This window comes from Amycolatopsis sp. lyj-90, assembly GCF_046549035.1.
GTDB lineage: Bacteria > Actinomycetota > Actinomycetes > Mycobacteriales > Pseudonocardiaceae > Amycolatopsis.
Genome location: NZ_JAJPWP010000015.1, coordinates 125,453 through 142,320 on the forward strand (window position 1 = coordinate 125,453; position 16,868 = coordinate 142,320).

A 16,868-nucleotide genomic window follows, 5' to 3' on the forward strand; every position below is an offset into this window, starting at 1 on the left:
GGGGCGGGGGACGCTCTTTCGGAGCAGCGTGGCTCACCGCACGCGTTCTCGTTTCACCTGCCCGATGAATTCACGACAATTCTTCCGTGCGGCTAATCTGAGGTTTCCATTGGGAACGATCCCCGGGAGAAAGCAATGAAGAAGAAAATCGCCGCTTTAGTCATGGCCGCCTTTTCGGCGGCCGGAATCCTGGCCGCCGCACCGGCCTCCGCGGCGACCGAAAGCCCCTTCCCGCCCTACGGTTGCGACAGCACCCGCTATGGAATCCTCTTCGGCGAGGGGATTTCCACGACCTGCTTCTCCCTGCCGAGGCGCTCGGAAACCTATCGGGTGGTCGCCCACTGCGCGTCGGGATCATCCTTCTGGTACACCGTCGGACATTGGGTTCCGCGCGGTTTCGGACCGTCGACGGCGGAATGTCACGGCGGACTGCTTTCGAACGCCTACGTCGCGGGATATCACGTAGACGACTTCTAATATTTCACCAATGCGATGTTGATCTTGCCCGGGCGTATCAGCGTCCGCTCCCGGCGGGTCCCCACCGGTCCACTTCCGACGTGAGCCAGCGATGAAGGGAAAAGGCCAGTTCGACCGGCGCGTCGTACTGGATCAGATGTCCGGCGCCCGGAATGACGTCCAGGAGGGCGCCGGGAATCGCGTTCGCGAGCTGTTCGGCCCGGTCCACCGGGATCCAGGTGTCTTCCGCGCCCCAGATCACCTTCACCGGCAGCGCGAGTTCGGGATAGCGATCCTGGATCTCGTCGGTGTACCTGACGTCCGCCTCGGCGATCTGCCGGTAGAAGGCACGTTGGCCCTGCTCGTCCAGCCAAGGGCCGGTCAGCGTGGCCAGTTGCGTGCCGGTGAGACCACGATGGGAGGCCGTCCCGATATAGGACTCCAGCGCGCCTCGGTGCACCGTCGGGGGCTGCGCCTGGAAGACCTCGGCGTTCTCCGCGACGAGCCGGAAGAATTCCGAACCCCACGGCCGTAGCGCGACGACGTCCACCAAGGCGAGCGAGGCGTATTCGGCGCCGTGCAGCAGGGTGGCGCGCAGCGAGACGGCGCCGCCGTAGTCGTGCGCGATCACGTGCGGGGCCGTCAGTCCCCAATGCGCGAGCAGGTCGGCGAAAAGCTCGCCCTGTGTGCCGAGGTCGACCGCGTGACCGGGCTCCTTCGACGAGCGGCCGTACCCCGGCATGTCCCAGACGTGGACGGCGAACTCCTCGCTGAGCGCTCGCGCGAAAGGCGCCCACAGTTGCGCCGACCACGGTGTCCCGTGGCACAGCACCACCGGGGCGCCTTCGCCGAGGCGTTCCCACGCCACCGAACGACCACGCCACTCGAACGATCGCGACAACGCCAGTTCACCGGAACCCATGATCGCGATCGTAGTGGCGTCCGCCCGCTCAGTCGGGCAGATGCAGTTCCGTATGCCGCTTGGACAGCATCTCCGCCAGTTCCCGGAGCTTGATGTTCATGTTCTGCGACGTGTTCCGCAGCACCTCGAACGCCTCGGCCGCGTCGATCCCCCGCCGCGCCATCAGGATGCCCTTGGCCTGCCCGATCGCGTCCCTGCTGTCCAGTGCCTGCTGGAGCTGCTCCTCCTGGAGCTGACCGCGCGTGACCGCGTGCGTGGTCGCCAGCGCCAGCGACGCGTGCGTGGCCAGCAGCAACAGCACATCGCGGTCGGCCCTGGCGATGCCGTGCGGACGCCGCGAGTAGACGTTCAGCGCGCCCGAAAGCTGCGAACTCGACGCCTCGGGCAGCAAGGCCGTCGAGACCAGCGAGTGAAAACCGAGCGCCGCGGCGGCTGGCCCGAACCGCGGCCAGCGCGCGTCCTCGGCGAGGTTGTCACTGAAGGCCGCCGCCGGTCCCGAAACCCGCGCCGCCTCGACGCAGGCACCCTCGCCGTACTGATACTGCAGCTGGTCCAGTTCGCGAGCGATCTCGTCGGTCCGCACCGGCGTGTGGAACGCGCCGTCGGGATCGAGGAGGGTGACGCTCACCAGATCCGCGCCCGGCACCAGGTCACGAGTCGCGAAGACCACTCGCTCGAGTACCGCCGCGACGGAGCCGGAATCCAGCAACGCCCTGGTCAGGGACACGAATTGGCTAACCAGTGGCCCGGCGATGAGCCGGGCACCGTTCTCGGAGCTCACCGGCAGTTCGCCGTCGCCGACATCCTCGACGAATCGGTTCTTGTCCTGCTGCCAGTCGATTTCATCGGCCAAAGCCCGCCTCTCCCACTTCTGCACATCGGCGTGATGCACCACGGGAGTCACCGGCGGGAACCGGCGCCGAGCGCGCACCATCAACCGCCGCAACCAACCCGGTTACCGGCGGATCGGCGCTAACTTCTCAACGCTCAGAACCGCTTTCGGAAGCCGACCTTAGCCGAATGGGATCACCCCGCCTACCGCGACCCACGTTCGGACCGTGCCGGATCACCCCTACCGGGCACACCGACCAGGGACCGCTCGGCCACCTGGCGTAATTTGGCGTTCCCTCCGCGGCCCGGGTCCGTTCATCACCGCTCATGTTTCGGACCGGGCACCGGTTGGTACCCGGGTCTGGTGTGGCCGAGAACTCGGGGGGTGATCACCGTGGCTTCGCTCCAGGCAGAGGAGCAGCGCCGGATCGTCGCGGCTTGTTTCGCGCGGACCGGACTCACCGTCGAGCAGCTGTGGCTGAGATACTTCGCCCTGGGCGGCGACGTCAGCGAAGTCGAACTGGACGGCTTCCTGCAGGAGCTGATACCCCTGCCCAGGATCCAACGGGACATGGTGGCCCACGCGGTCAACGAACGGCTCGACGAGGTCTCTGGCGTGCGCCGGGCGCCCTACAGCCGCGCGACCGGCGAGGACTTCCGGCCTCGCGGGCCGTTGGCCGCGCTGGTCGGGCTCCTCGACGGCGCACACCGTGCCTCACCCGAGCGGCTGCCCGGGATCATCGCCGCGGCGGGCCGGGCGCTGGACCTCGAGATCGCCGTCTATCTCGCCGACTACGACCAGCGGCAGCTCATCCCGCTTCCCCGCGAGTCGGCGACCGTCAGGGTGCCGCTGGCGATCGAGGCCAGCACCGCGGGCGAGGCGTACCGGCACGCCGGCACCCTGCTGGTCGAGGGGCCGGACGGACCACGGTTGTGGGCCACCCTGCTGGATGGTGACGAGCGCATCGGCGTGCTCGAAGTCGAAGCCGGCACGGACGCCGACCTCAATGATCCCTCCCTGCGAATCCAGTGCCAGTGGCTCGCGTCGCTGTCCGGTCACCTCATCGCGGCCGCGATGAGGTACGGCGATGGCCTCGACATGCCGCGGCGCCAGCGACAGCGCGGCCCCATCGCGGAGCTGCTCTGGCAGAACCTGCCCCCGTCGACCGCGGCGACGCGCGACGTCGTGGTGGCGGGCGGTGTCGAGCCCACTTACGACGTTCGCGGCGTCACCTTCGACTACGCGCTCTCCGAAACGACAGCGTGGCTGGCGATCTTCGACGCCGGACGCGACACCCTGTCCGCGGGCCTGGCGGTCTCGGCGGCGCTCGCGGCCTACCGGTCCGCCCGCCGCGAAGACCTGGACCTGCGTGGCCAGGAAGGCGCTGTCGACAAAGCGCTGTCGGCACAGTTCGGCGACGGCGTCACGGTCCGCGGCACGCTGGCCGAACTGAACCTCGCCGACGGCGAGCTCCGGTACCTCGATGCGGGAGGCGTCCCACCGCTCGTAGTCGGCGACGACCGCGAACAGACCACAGTGGACGATGTGGAACGTCCGCCGTTCGGCGCCGGGCAACCCGGCCGGATCGGGACCGCCCGGCTGCGGCCCGGGGACCTGCTGGTCGTGCACACCGAAGGCCTCTCGGGCGCACGTGCCGCCGACGGCGAACGGTTCGCGTTCGCCGACTGCCTGGACGACCACCTCGGGCAGGTGCCACCCGAAATCGCCCGTTGCGTCCTTCAGGCGGCGAAGTCCCACTGCGGCAACACTTTCACCAGTGACGCGGGACTGCTGATCGCCCGGCTGCCGGGCCGGACCTGAGCCGGCTCAGCCGCTGAATGCGACGTCCGCGGCCGCGACCGTGCCTCCCTTCCGGCCCGGCGCGACCTGATACCGCCAGTACAGGTTCGTATGCGCGATGACCTGCGCCGGCTCGGGCGCGCCCCATTCCGACTTGTCCACGGTCGTGTGCGCGTCGCCGACCAGCGTCGCGTCGTATCCCCGGACCAGGGCGCCGTGCAACGTCGAGCGAATGCAGGCGTCGGTCTCCGCCCCGACGACCACGAGACGCCCGACACCGCGTTCGGCCAGCACCTTCTCCAGATCGGTGTCCTCGAAGGAATCTCCATAGGACTTGTCGACGAGCGGCTCGGCGTCTTCCCGGGTCAGCTCGCCGACGAGGCGCCACTCCTCGCTCCCTCGCACGAGTTCTTCGTCGGAATGCTGCACCCACACGACCGGCACGCCTTCCCGTCGCGCGCGGCCGACGAGAGCGGCGATGTTCGCCACGACCGCGTCGCGCTCGTGGCCCTCGTCGACGACGCCGTTCTGGACGTCGACGACCAGGAGCGCGGTGTTCGGCCGGTTGTCGAGAGTGGTCATGACAGGGTGTCCTTCCTGGTCAGGCTGCTGTGGCAGACCTTAACCCGGAGCACCGACAGGAACCGTCGATCAAGCCGCCGGAACGGCCAAGGCCTTCGCGTTGCGCCGGACGTCGGACCACGCCCCGTCCCGGCACAAGCCGCAGGAAGCACCGAAGAACTCCGCGCGGGCTCGCTCGTCGCCGGACAACCAGAACCGGAACCACGCCGTGATCGCGCCGCGGAACCCGCCCCCGTCACCGACGGGCGTGAAGTGGGTCGCGCCGGCGAGTTCGCCGTAGATCGCGGGGACCTGGTCGGCGAGGCGGTACCGCGGGATGACCAGGAGCGCGGGAATGACGATGGTGTCGAGCTGCCCTCCGAGGAAGAACGAAGGTCCCTTCAAGGCCGTGGCGGAACCTTGTGGCCCCGGCTCGATCGGGATCGTGGTGGTGACGCGGGGATCCGCGCCGGCGGCGATCGCCCCGCCGCCGCCCTGGGAATGACCGGTCGCACCGATGTGCGCGGTGTCGATCTTCCCTTCGTAACGGCTGCCGGGACGGGAGTTCTCGGCGATCAGGGTGGTGGCTCCGGCCAGCATTTCCTTGCCGGAGCCCGCGTTCGGTGTGTCGGCGGCCGCGACCACGAAACCGTGGGAGGCCAGATGGCGCAACAGGCCGTCGTAGATCTTCGGGTTCGCGCCGGTTCCGTTGCCCCACAGGATCACCGGGTGCTTCTCCAGCCGCGAGGGCCGGTACACGGTGTGCGTGCTGTCGAGGGCTTCGACGGTCACCGCGAAGGGACCCGGTTCGCTCCACTGGCCCGCGATCCCGGTCGTGGCCGTCGCGGCGGGCGCGATGCCCACGGTCGCCAGCACGACCATTCCGGCGATCAGTGTCCGTTCCCGAAGCCTCGTCATGGTGGTCACCGTCCCGTTCCGCCCGGACCCCGTTGCCCGCGACGTTCCCTTCCCAGGGTGTCGGTCCAGTCACCGTACGTCCATGGGGCCGGTCACAAGATCAGGCGAACGAGTCTTGTGACCGGACCCAAAACAGGGGTTATTCGAGGGGCGACGTGTCGTGCTTCGCGGGCGGGTCCCGCTGCGGCTGGAGGTGTCCTTTGCCGCGTCCGATGTCGAGCGGTCGTGTCGCACGACCGACACCGAAAACAGCGCGAGCACGCCCCTTTGCCCTCTTCCTCACTACGCGAACGTCGAGAGCCCGTCCAGCAACCTGTCGACGTCTTCGGCGCTGGTGTACGGCGCGAGCCCGACCCGGAGTGCCGGATTCTCCAGCTTCAAGGCCGCGAAGACTTCGTAGGCGTAGAAGGATCCCGCCGGGGCGACGACCTGCCTCTCGGCGAGGTGCCGTTGCGCCTCGCGCTCGCGGCCGCCGAGCCCCATCAGGAGGGTCGGGGTCCGGTCGGCCGCCTTGCAGTGGACGGTGACGATGCCTTCCAGCCCCTTCTCCAGCTTGGTGCGCAGCGTGATTTCGTGGTCGTGCAAGGAGTTCAGCGAATGCGTCAGGCGTTCCCGCCGCGATCCGCCCGCTCCCGGGTCGAGTGCGGCGAGGAAGTCCACCGCGGCCGTCGCGCCCGCGAGGATCTCGTAAGGCAACGTGCCGAATTCGAAGCGTTCGGGCACGGTGTCGGGCGACGGCATGAGCTTGTCCGGTTCGACGGTTTCGAGGAGGCCAGGCGACGCGCCGAGCACCCCGCAGTGCGGGCCGAGGAACTTGTACGGCGAGCAGACGAAGAAATCCGCGCCCAGCGCCGGAACGTCCACCAGTTCGTGTGCGGCGTAGTGGACGCCGTCCACGAATACCAGTGCCCCTGCGTCGTGGGCGAGGTCGGCGATCCGGCGGATCGGCGGCTTGGTGCCGAGGACGTTCGAGGCCGCCGTGACCGCGACCAGCCTCGTCCGTTCGGTGAGGACGAGGGAATCGAGGTCGAGTTCGGTGGTTTCGGGGTCGATGTCGAGCCAGCGGACGGTCAGCCCGGCCCGTTCGGCGGCCTGGACCCAAGGCCGGACGTTGGCGTCGTGGTCGAGGCGGCTGACGACGATCTCGTCGCCCTCGCGCCAATTTTTTGCCAGGTGCCGGGAAAAGTCGTACGTCAGCTGGGTGGCGCTGCGGCCGTGGACGACGCCTTCGGCCGGCAGGTTCAAGAAATCGGCATAGGCGGCGCGAAAGCCCGAGACGGCTTTCTCCGCGTTGAGCTCGGACGGGCTGACCGTGCCCCGGTTCGACAGCGGGCCGGTCAGCGTCCCGGCGATGGCGTCGGCGACGGACCGTGGTGTCTGCGTACCCGCGGGTCCGTCGAAGAAAGCGGTTCCGTTGGTGAGGGACGGGAAGTGAAGCCGGAGGGCTGCGACGTCGATGGCCATGACCTCGACTCTGACACCCGGTCCGGCACCGAGTAAACGCTTCGTGGCCGGAACTTTCGCCGGCCACGAAGCGCCCCGGACTCAGTACAGCGTCAGCCGGTACGCGCCGGACTGCGCGGTGCCCGCGAAGAGATACCGGCCGTCCGCGCTGATCGCCATCGAGAGCACCCGCGAGTCGGGCAGCGCGCCCGGCAGCGGCGACCAGGTGCGCCCGAAGTCCGTGCTGCGCAGCACGCCTCCCCCGGTCGCGCTGCTCGCGAACCACACCCTGAAGTCGAACGGATGCGGCAGGATCCGGCTGATCTCCCGGGGGTCCTCACCGTCGCGGACCCGGCGGAACGTCCGGCCGTTGTCCTCGCTGAGCAGCAGGCCCGCACCGCCGACGAGGACACGCCCGCCACCCCAGCGGCTCACCGAGATCGAACTGACCGGTTCGTCGGAGACGCGGGTCCAGGTCTTGCCGCCGTCGTCGGACCGGAACAGGCCGCCGGAGTCCCCGCCCCAGACCCGGTTCTTGTTCCAGGGGTCGCCCGCGAACGCGATGAACCCGTTGTCGGTGGCGAGCTTTTCCCAGGTCTTCCCGGCGTTGTCACTGCGGTAGAGCACGTAGCCGCTGGGTGCGAAAGCCGAGACGAGAATGCGGTCCGGGTCGGCCGGATGGGCGAAGATCGTCCTGGGGAGGCCTTCCTTCGCCTTCGCCGCGAACTGCCAGGTGCGGCCGCCGTCGCCACTGCGGAGGACGTCGAGCGAGAACCCGTTCCGGGTGACCTGCCAGACGACGTCCGGGCGGCTCGGCGAGACGGACAGCCGGGCGTCTTCGTGCAGCCGGTCGGTGGGGTGCGACTGCCAGGCCCTGTCCGCCGCGGCGATCTTGCCACGCGGAAGCGGGGTGTTGTAGATCTCCTGCACACCGGCCGCGACGACGTTCTCCCGGAGAATGTTCCCGCTGGTCACGAGGTCGCGGATGGACTCGCCGGGCACGCCGATCTGCTGGTAGCCGTTCTTGCCGCCGTCCGCGTACACGCCTCGGTACACCGACGAGATCAGCGTGGTGGCGGGTTTGCCCGCGGCGGCGGGCAGTTCGATCAGGTCGGTGACGCCTTCGCCGGGCGCGGGTACCGGTTTGCGGGTCCAGGTGCGGCCGAAATCCGTGCTGACGTCTATGTCGTTATACGTCGAGACATACAGGCGCCCTCCGACGAAACGCGGTTCCCGCAAAGGCTGCCCGCCGGGTTCGCGGCGCAGCACCGTCCAGGTCTTCCCGCCGTCAGTGGAGCCGTGCAGTTCGGGGCCGACCGTGACCACGAACCGCTTGCCGTCCGAAGCGACCTGCCCGATCTCGCCGTTCACCCGGTGGACGAGTTCGGCACGCGGTTCCTTGCCGCTGACCCCGCGAACCACCCACAGGGAGTACTCCGGGTAGACCGTCGTGAAGTAGGCGTCGTCGCCGACCAGGGTGAGTTTGAGCGCGCCGACCGGCGCGGCGATCCCCTCGCGCGGCCAGGTCCTCGGCACGTCGTTCCAGTTCACGCCGCCGTCGGTGCTGACACTCAGCGAATCGAGGTTCTGCACCACGACGACCCGGCCCGCCGGGTCCGTGGCCATGCCGAACGCGCCGTCGGGGTACCACTCGCGCAGGGTCTCCCACGTCTGACCGCGGTCGGTGGTGCTCAGCAGCAGGCCGCGCCACTCGCCGATCTGGTACCCGGGCTTGTTGCCCACCGCGAGCATCCGGTCGGGATTCACCGGATCGGCGAAGAATCCCTGGATGGAGGTGTCCTCGGGCAGTCCCCGGCGCGCGGTCCACGAGCCGCCGCGGTCGCCGGAGAGCCACAACGCGGGCGGGCCGGGCTGCATCATCGCGAGCCCGGCCGGCGAAACGGCCAGCAGTCCGCCGATGCTGTTCGGGCCGACGGGTTCCCAGCCGCCGCGGGGCAGCCCTGTCGCGTTCACGTCCGTGGGTGAAGACAGGGGTTCGGCGGTGGCCGCTGACGTCGCCCCGGTGGTCCCGAGAACCGTCAGCAGCCCGAGAACGAACATGCGTTTGGTGATCGATCTCAGCTTCATGCGGAAGATCTTGGCGGAAGATCCCGCAAAGGTATAGATATTCATCGGATCTTTATCTCGGTATACTTCCCTTTCTGCCCCTGCGACCCGTCACAGTCGGTCAACTCATCGGATCACTGTCGGTCAGTGACCCGATAACGCAGGTGGGTGACGCCCGTACCTTCGACCACTGCGGTCGGCCCTTCGAACCGCGTCGGCGCCACCCCGAGCCCGGCGAACAGCGGCTTGCCGTCACCCAGCACGACCGGCACCAGTTCGATGCCGACCTCGTCGAGCAGGCCTGCCTCGAGCGCCTGCCGGGCCATCTGCCCGCCGTTGACGACGACGTTCTTGTCACCGGCCAGGTCTCGCGCCCGCGCCACCGCCGCCTCGATGCCGTCGGTGACGAAGACGAAGTTCTCGTCGTCCGCCGGACGGTCGTCGGGGCGCCGGTGGGTCAGCACGACCACGGGAACGTCGATCGGGTGACGTCCGCCCCACGCGTTCGTCATGTCGTAGAGGTGACGGCCGACGACCAGCGCGCCGACACTCCCCCAGTCGGCCCGGAGCAGTTCGGCGCTGGCGGCCGAAAGCCGCATCGGCGGCACGTCGGGACTGGCCGTCGGGATCTCGACGTCACCGTTGCCGTACCACTCGAACAGCAGGTCGAAGCCACTTTCCCCCGGTCCGGCGATGTAGCCGTCGAGCGACATCGTGCCTCCGGTGATGACCTTGCCCATCTCGTCTCCTCTGTTTGTCGGACGCTCTTTTCAACGCGTCGAACGGCGAGCCGTCATTTCGACATCCCTAGCTGACGACGATCGCCACCAGCGCGGCGCCGAGCAGGGCGAGGTACGCGATCGCGTGCGCGCGGTCCGGGATCCGGCCGACCACCCGGCGCGTCACGGCGATGGCCGGCAGCGATCCGCACAACAGCGCACCCGCGGCCACCAGGTCGATGTAGCCGAGGTGCGAGGCGCCCGAAGACACGCCCGTCGCGGCGAAGGCGTAGACGGCGGTGCCGATCACCGCCACCGGCAGGCTCAAGGGGTTCGCCAGCGCGGTCGCGTCGGCCATCGGCAGGCCCTTGCGCCGCATGAGGGGGACGGTGAGCACGCTGCCCCCGACACCGAGGAAGCTCGCCACCGCACCGATCCCGGTCCCGCCCGCGGTGGTGGTGATCCCGCCGAGCGCCCGGGGCCGCGTGTCGTCCCGTCTGCTCACGAATCCTTTCCGGACCACGCTGTCGACGATGGTCAGCGCGAGATAGGCGACGAAAAGCCAGCGCAGCACGCTTTCGTCGGCCGCGGTGGCGGCGAAGGAACCGAGAACGGCGCCCAGGCCGATGAAGGCGATGATCGGCCACAGGTAGTCGCGGCGGAGCCGCCCGGTCCGCAGCTGGGCGAGGGTCGCGCTCCCGGCGTTGACCACCATCACCGCGGTCGACGTGGCGACCGCCACGTGCATCGCCCCGAGGGCGGTGTCCGGCCCGGCGAGCGCGAAGGCGTAAACGACGGGCACGGTGATGAATCCGCCGCCGAATCCGAAAAGGACGGTGGTGACGCCGCTCAGGCAACCGAACCCGAGGAGCACCGAGATCTCGATCAGCACTCCTTCGACGGTAGGTGCTCCCGGCGCGGCGGGCATTCGAAAGGGCGCCACTTTCTTTCGCGCATCGGACAGCGCGGAGGTAGCCTCGTCTGGTGCGTGACATCCCCATCGACGAGGTCGACCACCTCGACCGGGCGGTGGTGGCGATCCGCACCGATTACCCGCCGGGCCACCGGATTCCCCCGCACCGGCACCGGCGCGCGCAGTTCCTCTACAGCGCGACGGGGTCGATGCGGGTCGAAACGGCCGACGGCACGTGGACCATCCCGACCCGGCGCGCGGTGCTCGTCCCGCCGGAGACCGGCCATCAGGTCTTCACGACGACCGTGAGCACCCGAAGCCTCTACATCGAGCCGAAGGCGGTGCCGTGGTTCCCGCGGCGGTGCCAGGTCGTCGAGGTCTCCGCGCTGCTCCGGGAACTGCTGAACGAGGCCGTCGGCGTGCCGGAGCTGTACTCGCCGCGCGGGCGGGACGCCGCCGTCATCAGCTTGATCCTGCACGAGATCCGGCGGTCCGCCCCGGTCCCGCTCGATCTCCCCTTACCGAAGCACGAACGGCTGCGCGCGTTGTGCGAGTCCTTTTTGGACAATCCGGACATCCACCATCCGATGGACGCCTGGGCATCCAGGTTGCACGTGAGCGAGCGGACACTGAACCGGATCTTCACCGCCGAGACCGGGATGGGTTTCGCCCGCTGGCGGCAACGGGCCTGCGTGCTGCATTCCCTGTCACTGCTGTCGGACGGCCGTCCCATCGCCGGGATCGCCGCCTCGCTCGGCTACGAGAGCCCAGCAGCGTTCTCCACCATGTTCACCCGGCTCATCGGCACCTCGCCGAGGGACTACCGGGCCGCGTCCGCGCTCTGAACGCGTACTGCCCGGGTATCGTCGGGCCATTCTCTTGAACAGGAAGTAGGACGATCATGATCTTCATCACGGCGAAGTTCCGGGTTCGTCCGGAACACGCGGACCGGTGGCCGGAAATCGCGCGCGACTTCACCGAGGCGACCCGCGCCGAGCCCGGTTGTCTTTGGTACGACTGGTCCCGCAGCCTCGAAGACCCGAACGAGTACGTTCTCGTCGAGGCATTCCGTGACGACGACGCGGGCGCGGCCCACGTCGGTTCGGAGCATTTCCGCACGGCTCAGCGCGAGCTGCCGCCGTACCTGGCCGAAACGCCGCAGATCATCAACGCGAAGGTCGACCAGGACGGCTGGTCGGAACTGGGCGAGCTGGCCGTCGAGTAGTTTCCGGTTCCCGCCTCGGTTCTTCACCGGACCGAGGCGGGATTCAGCCGCGCTGCGCCCGCGCCGCGCCGATGCAGTACGCGCCGAACGAGGCGACCCCGACGGCCACCACGCTGAGCAGCACCGTGCCGAACGGCTGATCGGCCAGGGTGCGCAAGGCGGCGTCGAGCCCGCCGGAACGGGACGGGTCGTGCGACACCGCCGCGTAGCCGAGGAGCACCGCGATCACGCCGAAGACGAGACCCCTTGCGATATAACCGATCCGTCCGAGCCGTTCGACCCAGCGCTGGGTTCCTGACGGCAGCGACGAGAGATCGAGATCCCGCACGAAGTTCCGGCGCACACCGTTCACCACCGAGGCCACCGCGACGCCGAGCACGATGACGGCCGCCACGATCACCAGGAACGGACCGGCGGGCAAGCCGAGCAGCCGCGCGGTGAGTTCCTGCTGTTTCTGGTCACCGCTGCCCTGTTCTCCCGCGCCCGCCGCGAGCCGGGCCGCGTAGACCCCCAGCGAAATCCCCACCGCGCAACGAACTCCGGACGTCACCCGCTTGACGGCGCGGTGCCCTTGTTTGTCGATCCACGTGTACCCGACCGCGGCCAGCAGGGCCTGCCACAGGCCGTACGCCACCAAACCGGCCGCCAGTACCCACAACAGCACGCCGCCCACCGGGGTCGAACCGACCTCGGCGACCGCACCACGCCCATCGGCCTCCTGACCGCCACCGCCGAAGGCGATGCGCGCCGCCAGGTACCCGATCAGCAGGTACACCAGCCCGTAGCACCCCATCCCGATCCGCCCGAGCACTTGGACGGCCTTGTTGTGGCGCACCTGTCTCGCCTTGGTCGCGGGCATTCGGTTCACGCTCCTCATCAGTCTTTCCCTGAGTCTCGTGGCCGACGGCCAAGACCGCCGTGCGACTGGGCCATCCGGCCGAACGGCGTGATCGACAAGACAGCGAAGGCCCGGTTACCTTGAGGATCCCGGACGGGTATTTGCCTACCTTCGTGTGACCAGGGCGAAGGTGAGGTGCGGGAGTCGATGGGTCGCTCCGGTCTCGGAGCTTCATCGACGGAGGATCGGGGACACTCAGGCGGAAAGCCAGTCGGCCGTGTCGCGGTGCCTGCCGAGCCCGACGGCGGCGAACTCGTCGAAGTGATCACCCTTGATCACGCCGAGCCGCCGAAGCGCCTGGGAAATCGGGCTGCCGTCAGCCGGGTCGGGCTCGTCCTCGGCGACATGTAGCGGGCCAAGGACCGTCGCTCCGTTTTCCCAAACCTGTGCGGACTGCGTCCCGGTACCACCGAAGTACTCGGCTTCGACGTACGCCACGGCACCGTGTTCGGAGCATGCGGCGAGCAGGCGCTCGAAGCCCGTGGGCGCCGTCCAGAATTCTTCGAGATCGGGCACTCCTGCGTCGAACAGCGCCTCGGTCAACGGCAGCAACGACAGGCCCTGGCCGAGCGGAACCACTCGCGCGCTCCCCGCCGAGGCGATCAGTCCACCGAGTGCCGTCTCCGTGACGATGGCGGCTTGCAGGCAGTACATGCCCACATCCTTCCGAAATTTTCTCCGCCGCGGTGTCGGATAGCGCCGACGCCGTTCGTAGGCAGGGTGAGAGGAAGGAACCTGCCACCATGACCGAAGAGAACGTAACCGCCAGGCTGACCGTCACCGCGCCTGTCACCAGGGTGTTCGAGGTGCTCGCGGATCCGACGACCCATTCCGCGATCGACGGCACCGGCTGGGTCCAGGAGGCCGCCGACCGGGAGCCGCTGACCGAGACCGGGCAGATCTTCCGGATGGACATGTATCACGACAACCATCCGGACGGCGACTACCGCGTGGTCAACAAGGTCGAAGTGCTGGAACCGCCGCGCGCCATCGGCTGGCTGACGGGGACGGAGAAGGACGGCGGCCACCTGGAGTTCGGCGGCTGGATCTGGCGGTACGACCTGGCGCCGCTCGGCCCGTCCGGGACCGAGGTCACGCTCACCTACGACTGGTCGGCCGTGCCGCCGCACGTCCGGGAGTACATCCGTTTCCCGCCGTTCGGCCCCGATCACCTCATCAACTCGCTGCGCCACCTGGCCACCCTCACCGAAGGAGCATCATGACCGCGACCTACACCTTCGACGTCTTCTCCAGCCTCGACGGCTTCGGCTCCCACACTGGTGACTGGGGCGGTTACTGGGGCAAACAGGGCCCCGAACTGCTCGATCGACGCCTCGCGTTGTACAGCGAGGAGCAGCGGATGGTCTTCGGTGCCACCACGTTCCGGACGAGTGTGGAGATGCTCTCGGGCATCGTGGAACCCGAGGGCTTGGATCCCTGGATCACCAAGATGAAGAACCTGCCCGCGACGGTGGTGTCGACCACGATCCGGGAACCGGTCGGCTGGCCGGACGCGACCGTCGTGAGCGGCGACGCCGTCGACGTCGTCGCCCGGCTCAAGAAGGAGTCCGAGGTTCCGTTGCGCTCGCATGGCAGCCTGGCGATGAACCGGGCGCTGATGGCCGCCGGTCTGGTCGACCGGGTCCAGGTCACGCTGTTCCCGGTGATCACCGGGAAGACCGGGGCGGGCCCGATCTTCCGGGGCGCGGCCGACTTCGACCTCGAACTGATCGAGAGCCGGACGCTCGACAGGCACACCCAGGAACTCGTCTACCGGCCCGTTCCGCACCCGCCCGAATGACCGCTGTTCCTGCCCGTCCACGCATTGAAGTCGTCCGCGTTCTCCTATTGGCTGATCAAGTGGGGCCACTCGACGGCGGAGGAGAAGGAAAGTCATGCCAGGTATCGATCGGCGCCGGCTGCTCTTCGGCATCCTTCCCGCCGCCGCGTTGGCGGCCGCGGGGTGTGCCCAATCGGACGCTCTTCCGGAAACCCGGCAGGAGCCCGCGAAACCGCCCCTCGCGCTGATCTACAACGGTCCGCAGGGGTGCTCCGACTGCGCGCCGGCGGTGGCCACCCTGCTGCGCAAAGCGCCGCGGCCGTTCGAGATCAAGTATGTGGGTCCCGAAGACCTGACCGCCGCCGCGCTGGCCGGAGCGGCGCTGTACGTCCAGCCCGGCGGCGGCGCCGACCTCGAACGAACCTGGCGCGACCTGCGCGGCTCCGCCGAGGTGGTCCGAGCCTGGGTCCGGGAGGGCGGCAGCTACCTGGGCCTGTGCTTCGGTGCCTATCTCGCCGGCCGCGGCCCGGGCTTCGATCTCCTGCCCGGCGACACCGACGCGTACGCGGGCTCCCCCGGTTCCTCGGTCCCCGACGACCGCGACACCGTCGTGCGGGTGGACTGGCGGGGCAAGCCCCGGCACATGTACTTCCAGGACGGGCCAGCCATGCTGCTGGACAGCGGAGCCGACGCCACCGTCCTGGCCACCTACGACAACGGAACGGCAGCGGTCGTCGTCGCCTCGTACGGGAAGGGACGGGTCGGCGTCAGCGGTCCCCATCCGGAGGCCGACGAATCCTGGTACGCGGACAAGGGCCTGACCAACCCCGACGGGGTCCGCTTCGACCTGGCCTACGAGTTGATCGACGCGACCGCGGGACGGTCCTGAGACCCGAGCCACGGGGCCAGCAGGGCTTCGAGGTCGGCGTCCGACAACGCGTACGGCCCGCCGTGGAACTCGTGCCACCGCGAGGCGTCGCGCGCCGCGGTGTACTCCACCTCGAAGGCCCGCATCAGGACGTACATGAAGGTCACCGAGCTGAACCGCTCGCCGAGCAACGTCCTGGCCTCGCGCGCGACCCCGGTCGCACCGTGGCCGATCACGTCCGCGAGCTTCAGCTCATCCGCAGCCGGGTCCAGCAGGCTGGGGGCATACATCACGACAATTTCTCCATCACTGAAAGGAAAACTCAGTTCTCGGCGGCGAGCTGCCCGCAGGCCGCCGCGATTTCCTGGCCACGCGTGTCGCGCACCGTGCACGCGACCCCGCCGGCGTTCACCAGCCGGACGAACTCCCGTTCCACCGGCTTCGGCGAGGCGTCCCATTTGCTGCCCGGGGTCGGGTTCAACGGGATCACGTTCACGTGCACCAGCTGTCCCAGGTGCTGACGCAGACGCTTCGCGAGCAACTCGGCCCGCCACGGCTGGTCGTTGATGTCCCGGATCAGCGCGTACTCGATCGACACCCGTCGGCCGGACGTGTCCGCGTAGTACCGGGCGGCGGACAGCACCTCGTCCACCGACCAGCGTTCGTTCACCGGCACCAGCGTGTCCCGCAGCTCGTCGTCCGGCGTGTGCAGCGAAACGGCCAGCCGCACCTGCATCTTCTCGTCCGCGAGCTTCCGGATGGCCGGGGCGAGGCCGACGGTCGACACCGTCACCGAACGCTGGCCGATCCCCAGCCCGTCGGGAGAGGGATCGGTGATCCGGCGGACCGCGGCGACCACGCGCTTGTAGTTCGCCAGCGGCTCACCCATGCCCATGAAGACGATGTTCGACAGGCGCCCGGGGCCGCCGGTCATCAGGCCGTCGCGCATCACGGCGGCGGCGGAGCGGACCTGGTCGACGATCTCCGCGGTCGAGAGGTTCCGGTCGAGGCCGCCCTGGCCGGTCGCGCAGAACGGGCAGGCCATGCCGCAGCCCGCCTGGCTCGAGATGCACAGGGTCGCGCGGTCCGGGTAGCGCATCAGCACGCTTTCCAGCAGCGTCCCGTCGTGCGCGCGCCAGAGGGTCTTGCGGGTGGTGCCGTCGTCGCAGGCGAGAGCCTTGACTTCGGTGAGCAGCGTCGGCATCAGATCGCCGACGAGCTTGTCCCGGGACGCCGCCGGGATGTCGGTCATCTCCTCCGGGTTCACCGTGAGCCGCGAGAAGTAGTGGTTCGACAGCTGCTTCGCGCGGAACGGCTTCTCACCCAGCTCGGCGACGGCCTCGGCCCGCTCGGCGGCGGTGAGGTCGGCGAGGTGGCGCGGCGGGAGGCCGCGCTTGGGCGCGTCGAAGACGAGAGGGAGGGCAGTCATAGCCCACTCAGTCTCCCATGTCCACCTTTGACCTGCC

At 68.9% G+C, this 16,868-nt stretch carries 19 protein-coding genes; 7 read left to right on the forward strand and 12 right to left on the reverse strand.

Going from position 1 to position 16,868, the window contains the following annotated elements:
- Positions 1-135 precede the first annotated feature (135 nt).
- On the forward strand, positions 136-477 hold the full coding sequence (locus tag ACLJPX_RS41140; protein WP_410605614.1) for a hypothetical protein: 342 nt from the start codon (positions 136-138) through the stop codon (positions 475-477).
- 37 nt (positions 478-514) lie between these two features.
- Here ACLJPX_RS41140 and ACLJPX_RS41145 read toward each other — a convergent pair whose 3' ends face one another.
- Both ACLJPX_RS41145 and ACLJPX_RS41150 read right to left on the reverse strand, forming a co-directional pair.
- Positions 515-1,378 (reverse strand): alpha/beta fold hydrolase, encoded by an 864-nt coding sequence (locus ACLJPX_RS41145; RefSeq protein ID WP_410605615.1) that lies wholly within the window; start codon positions 1,376-1,378, stop codon positions 515-517.
- Positions 1,379-1,406: 28 nt separating this feature from the next.
- Positions 1,407-2,231, reverse strand: coding sequence for a GAF and ANTAR domain-containing protein (locus ACLJPX_RS41150; protein ID WP_410605616.1), 825 nt, complete (start codon positions 2,229-2,231; stop codon positions 1,407-1,409).
- Positions 2,232-2,603: 372 nt separating this feature from the next.
- Between ACLJPX_RS41150 and ACLJPX_RS41155 the strand changes: the two genes are divergently transcribed.
- Positions 2,604-4,031, forward strand: a complete 1,428-nt coding sequence (locus tag ACLJPX_RS41155; RefSeq protein WP_410605617.1) for a PP2C family protein-serine/threonine phosphatase — start codon at positions 2,604-2,606, stop codon at positions 4,029-4,031.
- A 6-nt stretch (positions 4,032-4,037) separates the two neighbouring features.
- Here the strand turns inward: ACLJPX_RS41155 and ACLJPX_RS41160 are convergent, their stop codons facing one another.
- The 6 genes from ACLJPX_RS41160 to ACLJPX_RS41185 form a co-directional block, all read right to left on the reverse strand.
- Entirely contained in the window at positions 4,038-4,592 is a 555-nt protein-coding gene (locus tag ACLJPX_RS41160) for a cysteine hydrolase family protein (protein WP_410605618.1), read from the reverse strand.
- 69 nt (positions 4,593-4,661) lie between these two features.
- Positions 4,662-5,489, reverse strand: a complete 828-nt coding sequence (locus ACLJPX_RS41165; protein WP_410605619.1) for a chlorophyllase/cutinase-like alpha/beta fold protein — start codon at positions 5,487-5,489, stop codon at positions 4,662-4,664.
- Between the two features lie 282 nt (positions 5,490-5,771).
- Positions 5,772-6,953 carry a cysteine desulfurase-like protein gene (locus ACLJPX_RS41170; RefSeq protein ID WP_410605620.1) on the reverse strand — a complete coding sequence of 394 codons (1,182 nt, stop codon included), beginning with the start codon at positions 6,951-6,953 and terminating at the stop codon, positions 5,772-5,774.
- Between the two features lie 81 nt (positions 6,954-7,034).
- Positions 7,035-9,020, reverse strand: coding sequence for a WD40/YVTN/BNR-like repeat-containing protein (locus ACLJPX_RS41175; protein ID WP_410605621.1), 1,986 nt, complete (start codon positions 9,018-9,020; stop codon positions 7,035-7,037).
- 113 nt (positions 9,021-9,133) lie between these two features.
- On the reverse strand, positions 9,134-9,739 hold the full coding sequence (locus tag ACLJPX_RS41180) for a dihydrofolate reductase family protein (protein WP_410605622.1): 606 nt from the start codon (positions 9,737-9,739) through the stop codon (positions 9,134-9,136).
- 67 nt (positions 9,740-9,806) lie between these two features.
- Positions 9,807-10,610 (reverse strand): sulfite exporter TauE/SafE family protein, encoded by an 804-nt coding sequence (locus tag ACLJPX_RS41185; RefSeq protein ID WP_410605623.1) that lies wholly within the window; start codon positions 10,608-10,610, stop codon positions 9,807-9,809.
- A 92-nt stretch (positions 10,611-10,702) separates the two neighbouring features.
- Between ACLJPX_RS41185 and ACLJPX_RS41190 the strand changes: the two genes are divergently transcribed.
- Positions 10,703-11,476, forward strand: coding sequence for an AraC family transcriptional regulator (locus ACLJPX_RS41190; protein ID WP_410605624.1), 774 nt, complete (start codon positions 10,703-10,705; stop codon positions 11,474-11,476).
- Between the two features lie 56 nt (positions 11,477-11,532).
- A complete protein-coding gene (locus ACLJPX_RS41195) occupies positions 11,533-11,856 on the forward strand; it encodes a putative quinol monooxygenase (protein WP_410605625.1) in 324 nt (107 codons plus the stop codon).
- A gap of 43 nt (positions 11,857-11,899) precedes the next feature.
- Here the strand turns inward: ACLJPX_RS41195 and ACLJPX_RS41200 are convergent, their stop codons facing one another.
- Together ACLJPX_RS41200 and ACLJPX_RS41205 are read right to left on the reverse strand one after the other, a co-directional pair.
- Positions 11,900-12,715 (reverse strand): DUF1206 domain-containing protein, encoded by an 816-nt coding sequence (locus ACLJPX_RS41200; RefSeq protein WP_410605626.1) that lies wholly within the window; start codon positions 12,713-12,715, stop codon positions 11,900-11,902.
- 234 nt (positions 12,716-12,949) lie between these two features.
- A complete protein-coding gene (locus ACLJPX_RS41205) occupies positions 12,950-13,408 on the reverse strand; it encodes a hypothetical protein (RefSeq protein ID WP_410605627.1) in 459 nt (152 codons plus the stop codon).
- An 89-nt stretch (positions 13,409-13,497) separates the two neighbouring features.
- Between ACLJPX_RS41205 and ACLJPX_RS41210 the strand changes: the two genes are divergently transcribed.
- The 3 genes from ACLJPX_RS41210 to ACLJPX_RS41220 all read left to right on the forward strand — a co-directional run bounded on the left by ACLJPX_RS41210 (position 13,498) and on the right by ACLJPX_RS41220 (position 15,423).
- On the forward strand, positions 13,498-13,977 hold the full coding sequence (locus ACLJPX_RS41210) for an SRPBCC domain-containing protein (RefSeq protein ID WP_410605628.1): 480 nt from the start codon (positions 13,498-13,500) through the stop codon (positions 13,975-13,977).
- A complete protein-coding gene (locus ACLJPX_RS41215) occupies positions 13,974-14,555 on the forward strand; it encodes a dihydrofolate reductase family protein (protein ID WP_410605629.1) in 582 nt (193 codons plus the stop codon). The genes ACLJPX_RS41210 and ACLJPX_RS41215 overlap by 4 nt, the downstream gene beginning before the upstream one ends.
- A gap of 94 nt (positions 14,556-14,649) precedes the next feature.
- Positions 14,650-15,423 carry a BPL-N domain-containing protein gene (locus tag ACLJPX_RS41220; protein WP_410605630.1) on the forward strand — a complete coding sequence of 258 codons (774 nt, stop codon included), beginning with the start codon at positions 14,650-14,652 and terminating at the stop codon, positions 15,421-15,423.
- Here ACLJPX_RS41220 and ACLJPX_RS41225 read toward each other — a convergent pair.
- Positions 15,387-15,692: a hypothetical protein gene (locus tag ACLJPX_RS41225; protein WP_410605631.1), complete on the reverse strand. Its 306-nt coding sequence runs from the start codon at positions 15,690-15,692 to the stop codon at positions 15,387-15,389. The two genes, ACLJPX_RS41220 and ACLJPX_RS41225, sit on opposite strands and share 37 nt — an antisense overlap.
- 32 nt (positions 15,693-15,724) lie before the next feature.
- A complete protein-coding gene (gene rlmN, locus ACLJPX_RS41230; protein WP_410605632.1) occupies positions 15,725-16,831 on the reverse strand; it encodes a 23S rRNA (adenine(2503)-C(2))-methyltransferase RlmN in 1,107 nt (368 codons plus the stop codon).
- Positions 16,832-16,868: the final 37 nt, after the last annotated feature.

Coding starts and splice junctions, on each gene's coding strand:
- ACLJPX_RS41140 (WP_410605614.1), top strand. CDS start 136: ATGAAGAAGAAAATCGCCGCTTTAGTCATGGCCGCCTTTTCGGCGGCC.
- ACLJPX_RS41145 (WP_410605615.1), bottom strand. CDS start 1,378: ATGGGTTCCGGTGAACTGGCGTTGTCGCGATCGTTCGAGTGGCGTGGT.
- ACLJPX_RS41160 (WP_410605618.1), bottom strand. CDS start 4,592: ATGACCACTCTCGACAACCGGCCGAACACCGCGCTCCTGGTCGTCGAC.
- ACLJPX_RS41165 (WP_410605619.1), bottom strand. CDS start 5,489: ATGACGAGGCTTCGGGAACGGACACTGATCGCCGGAATGGTCGTGCTG.
- ACLJPX_RS41170 (WP_410605620.1), bottom strand. CDS start 6,953: ATGGCCATCGACGTCGCAGCCCTCCGGCTTCACTTCCCGTCCCTCACC.
- ACLJPX_RS41175 (WP_410605621.1), bottom strand. CDS start 9,020: ATGAAGCTGAGATCGATCACCAAACGCATGTTCGTTCTCGGGCTGCTG.
- ACLJPX_RS41180 (WP_410605622.1), bottom strand. CDS start 9,739: ATGGGCAAGGTCATCACCGGAGGCACGATGTCGCTCGACGGCTACATC.
- ACLJPX_RS41195 (WP_410605625.1), top strand. CDS start 11,533: ATGATCTTCATCACGGCGAAGTTCCGGGTTCGTCCGGAACACGCGGAC.
- ACLJPX_RS41200 (WP_410605626.1), bottom strand. CDS start 12,715: ATGCCCGCGACCAAGGCGAGACAGGTGCGCCACAACAAGGCCGTCCAA.
- ACLJPX_RS41205 (WP_410605627.1), bottom strand. CDS start 13,408: ATGTACTGCCTGCAAGCCGCCATCGTCACGGAGACGGCACTCGGTGGA.
- ACLJPX_RS41210 (WP_410605628.1), top strand. CDS start 13,498: ATGACCGAAGAGAACGTAACCGCCAGGCTGACCGTCACCGCGCCTGTC.
- ACLJPX_RS41215 (WP_410605629.1), top strand. CDS start 13,974: ATGACCGCGACCTACACCTTCGACGTCTTCTCCAGCCTCGACGGCTTC.
- ACLJPX_RS41220 (WP_410605630.1), top strand. CDS start 14,650: ATGCCAGGTATCGATCGGCGCCGGCTGCTCTTCGGCATCCTTCCCGCC.
- ACLJPX_RS41225 (WP_410605631.1), bottom strand. CDS start 15,692: ATGTATGCCCCCAGCCTGCTGGACCCGGCTGCGGATGAGCTGAAGCTC.
- rlmN (WP_410605632.1), bottom strand. CDS start 16,831: ATGACTGCCCTCCCTCTCGTCTTCGACGCGCCCAAGCGCGGCCTCCCG.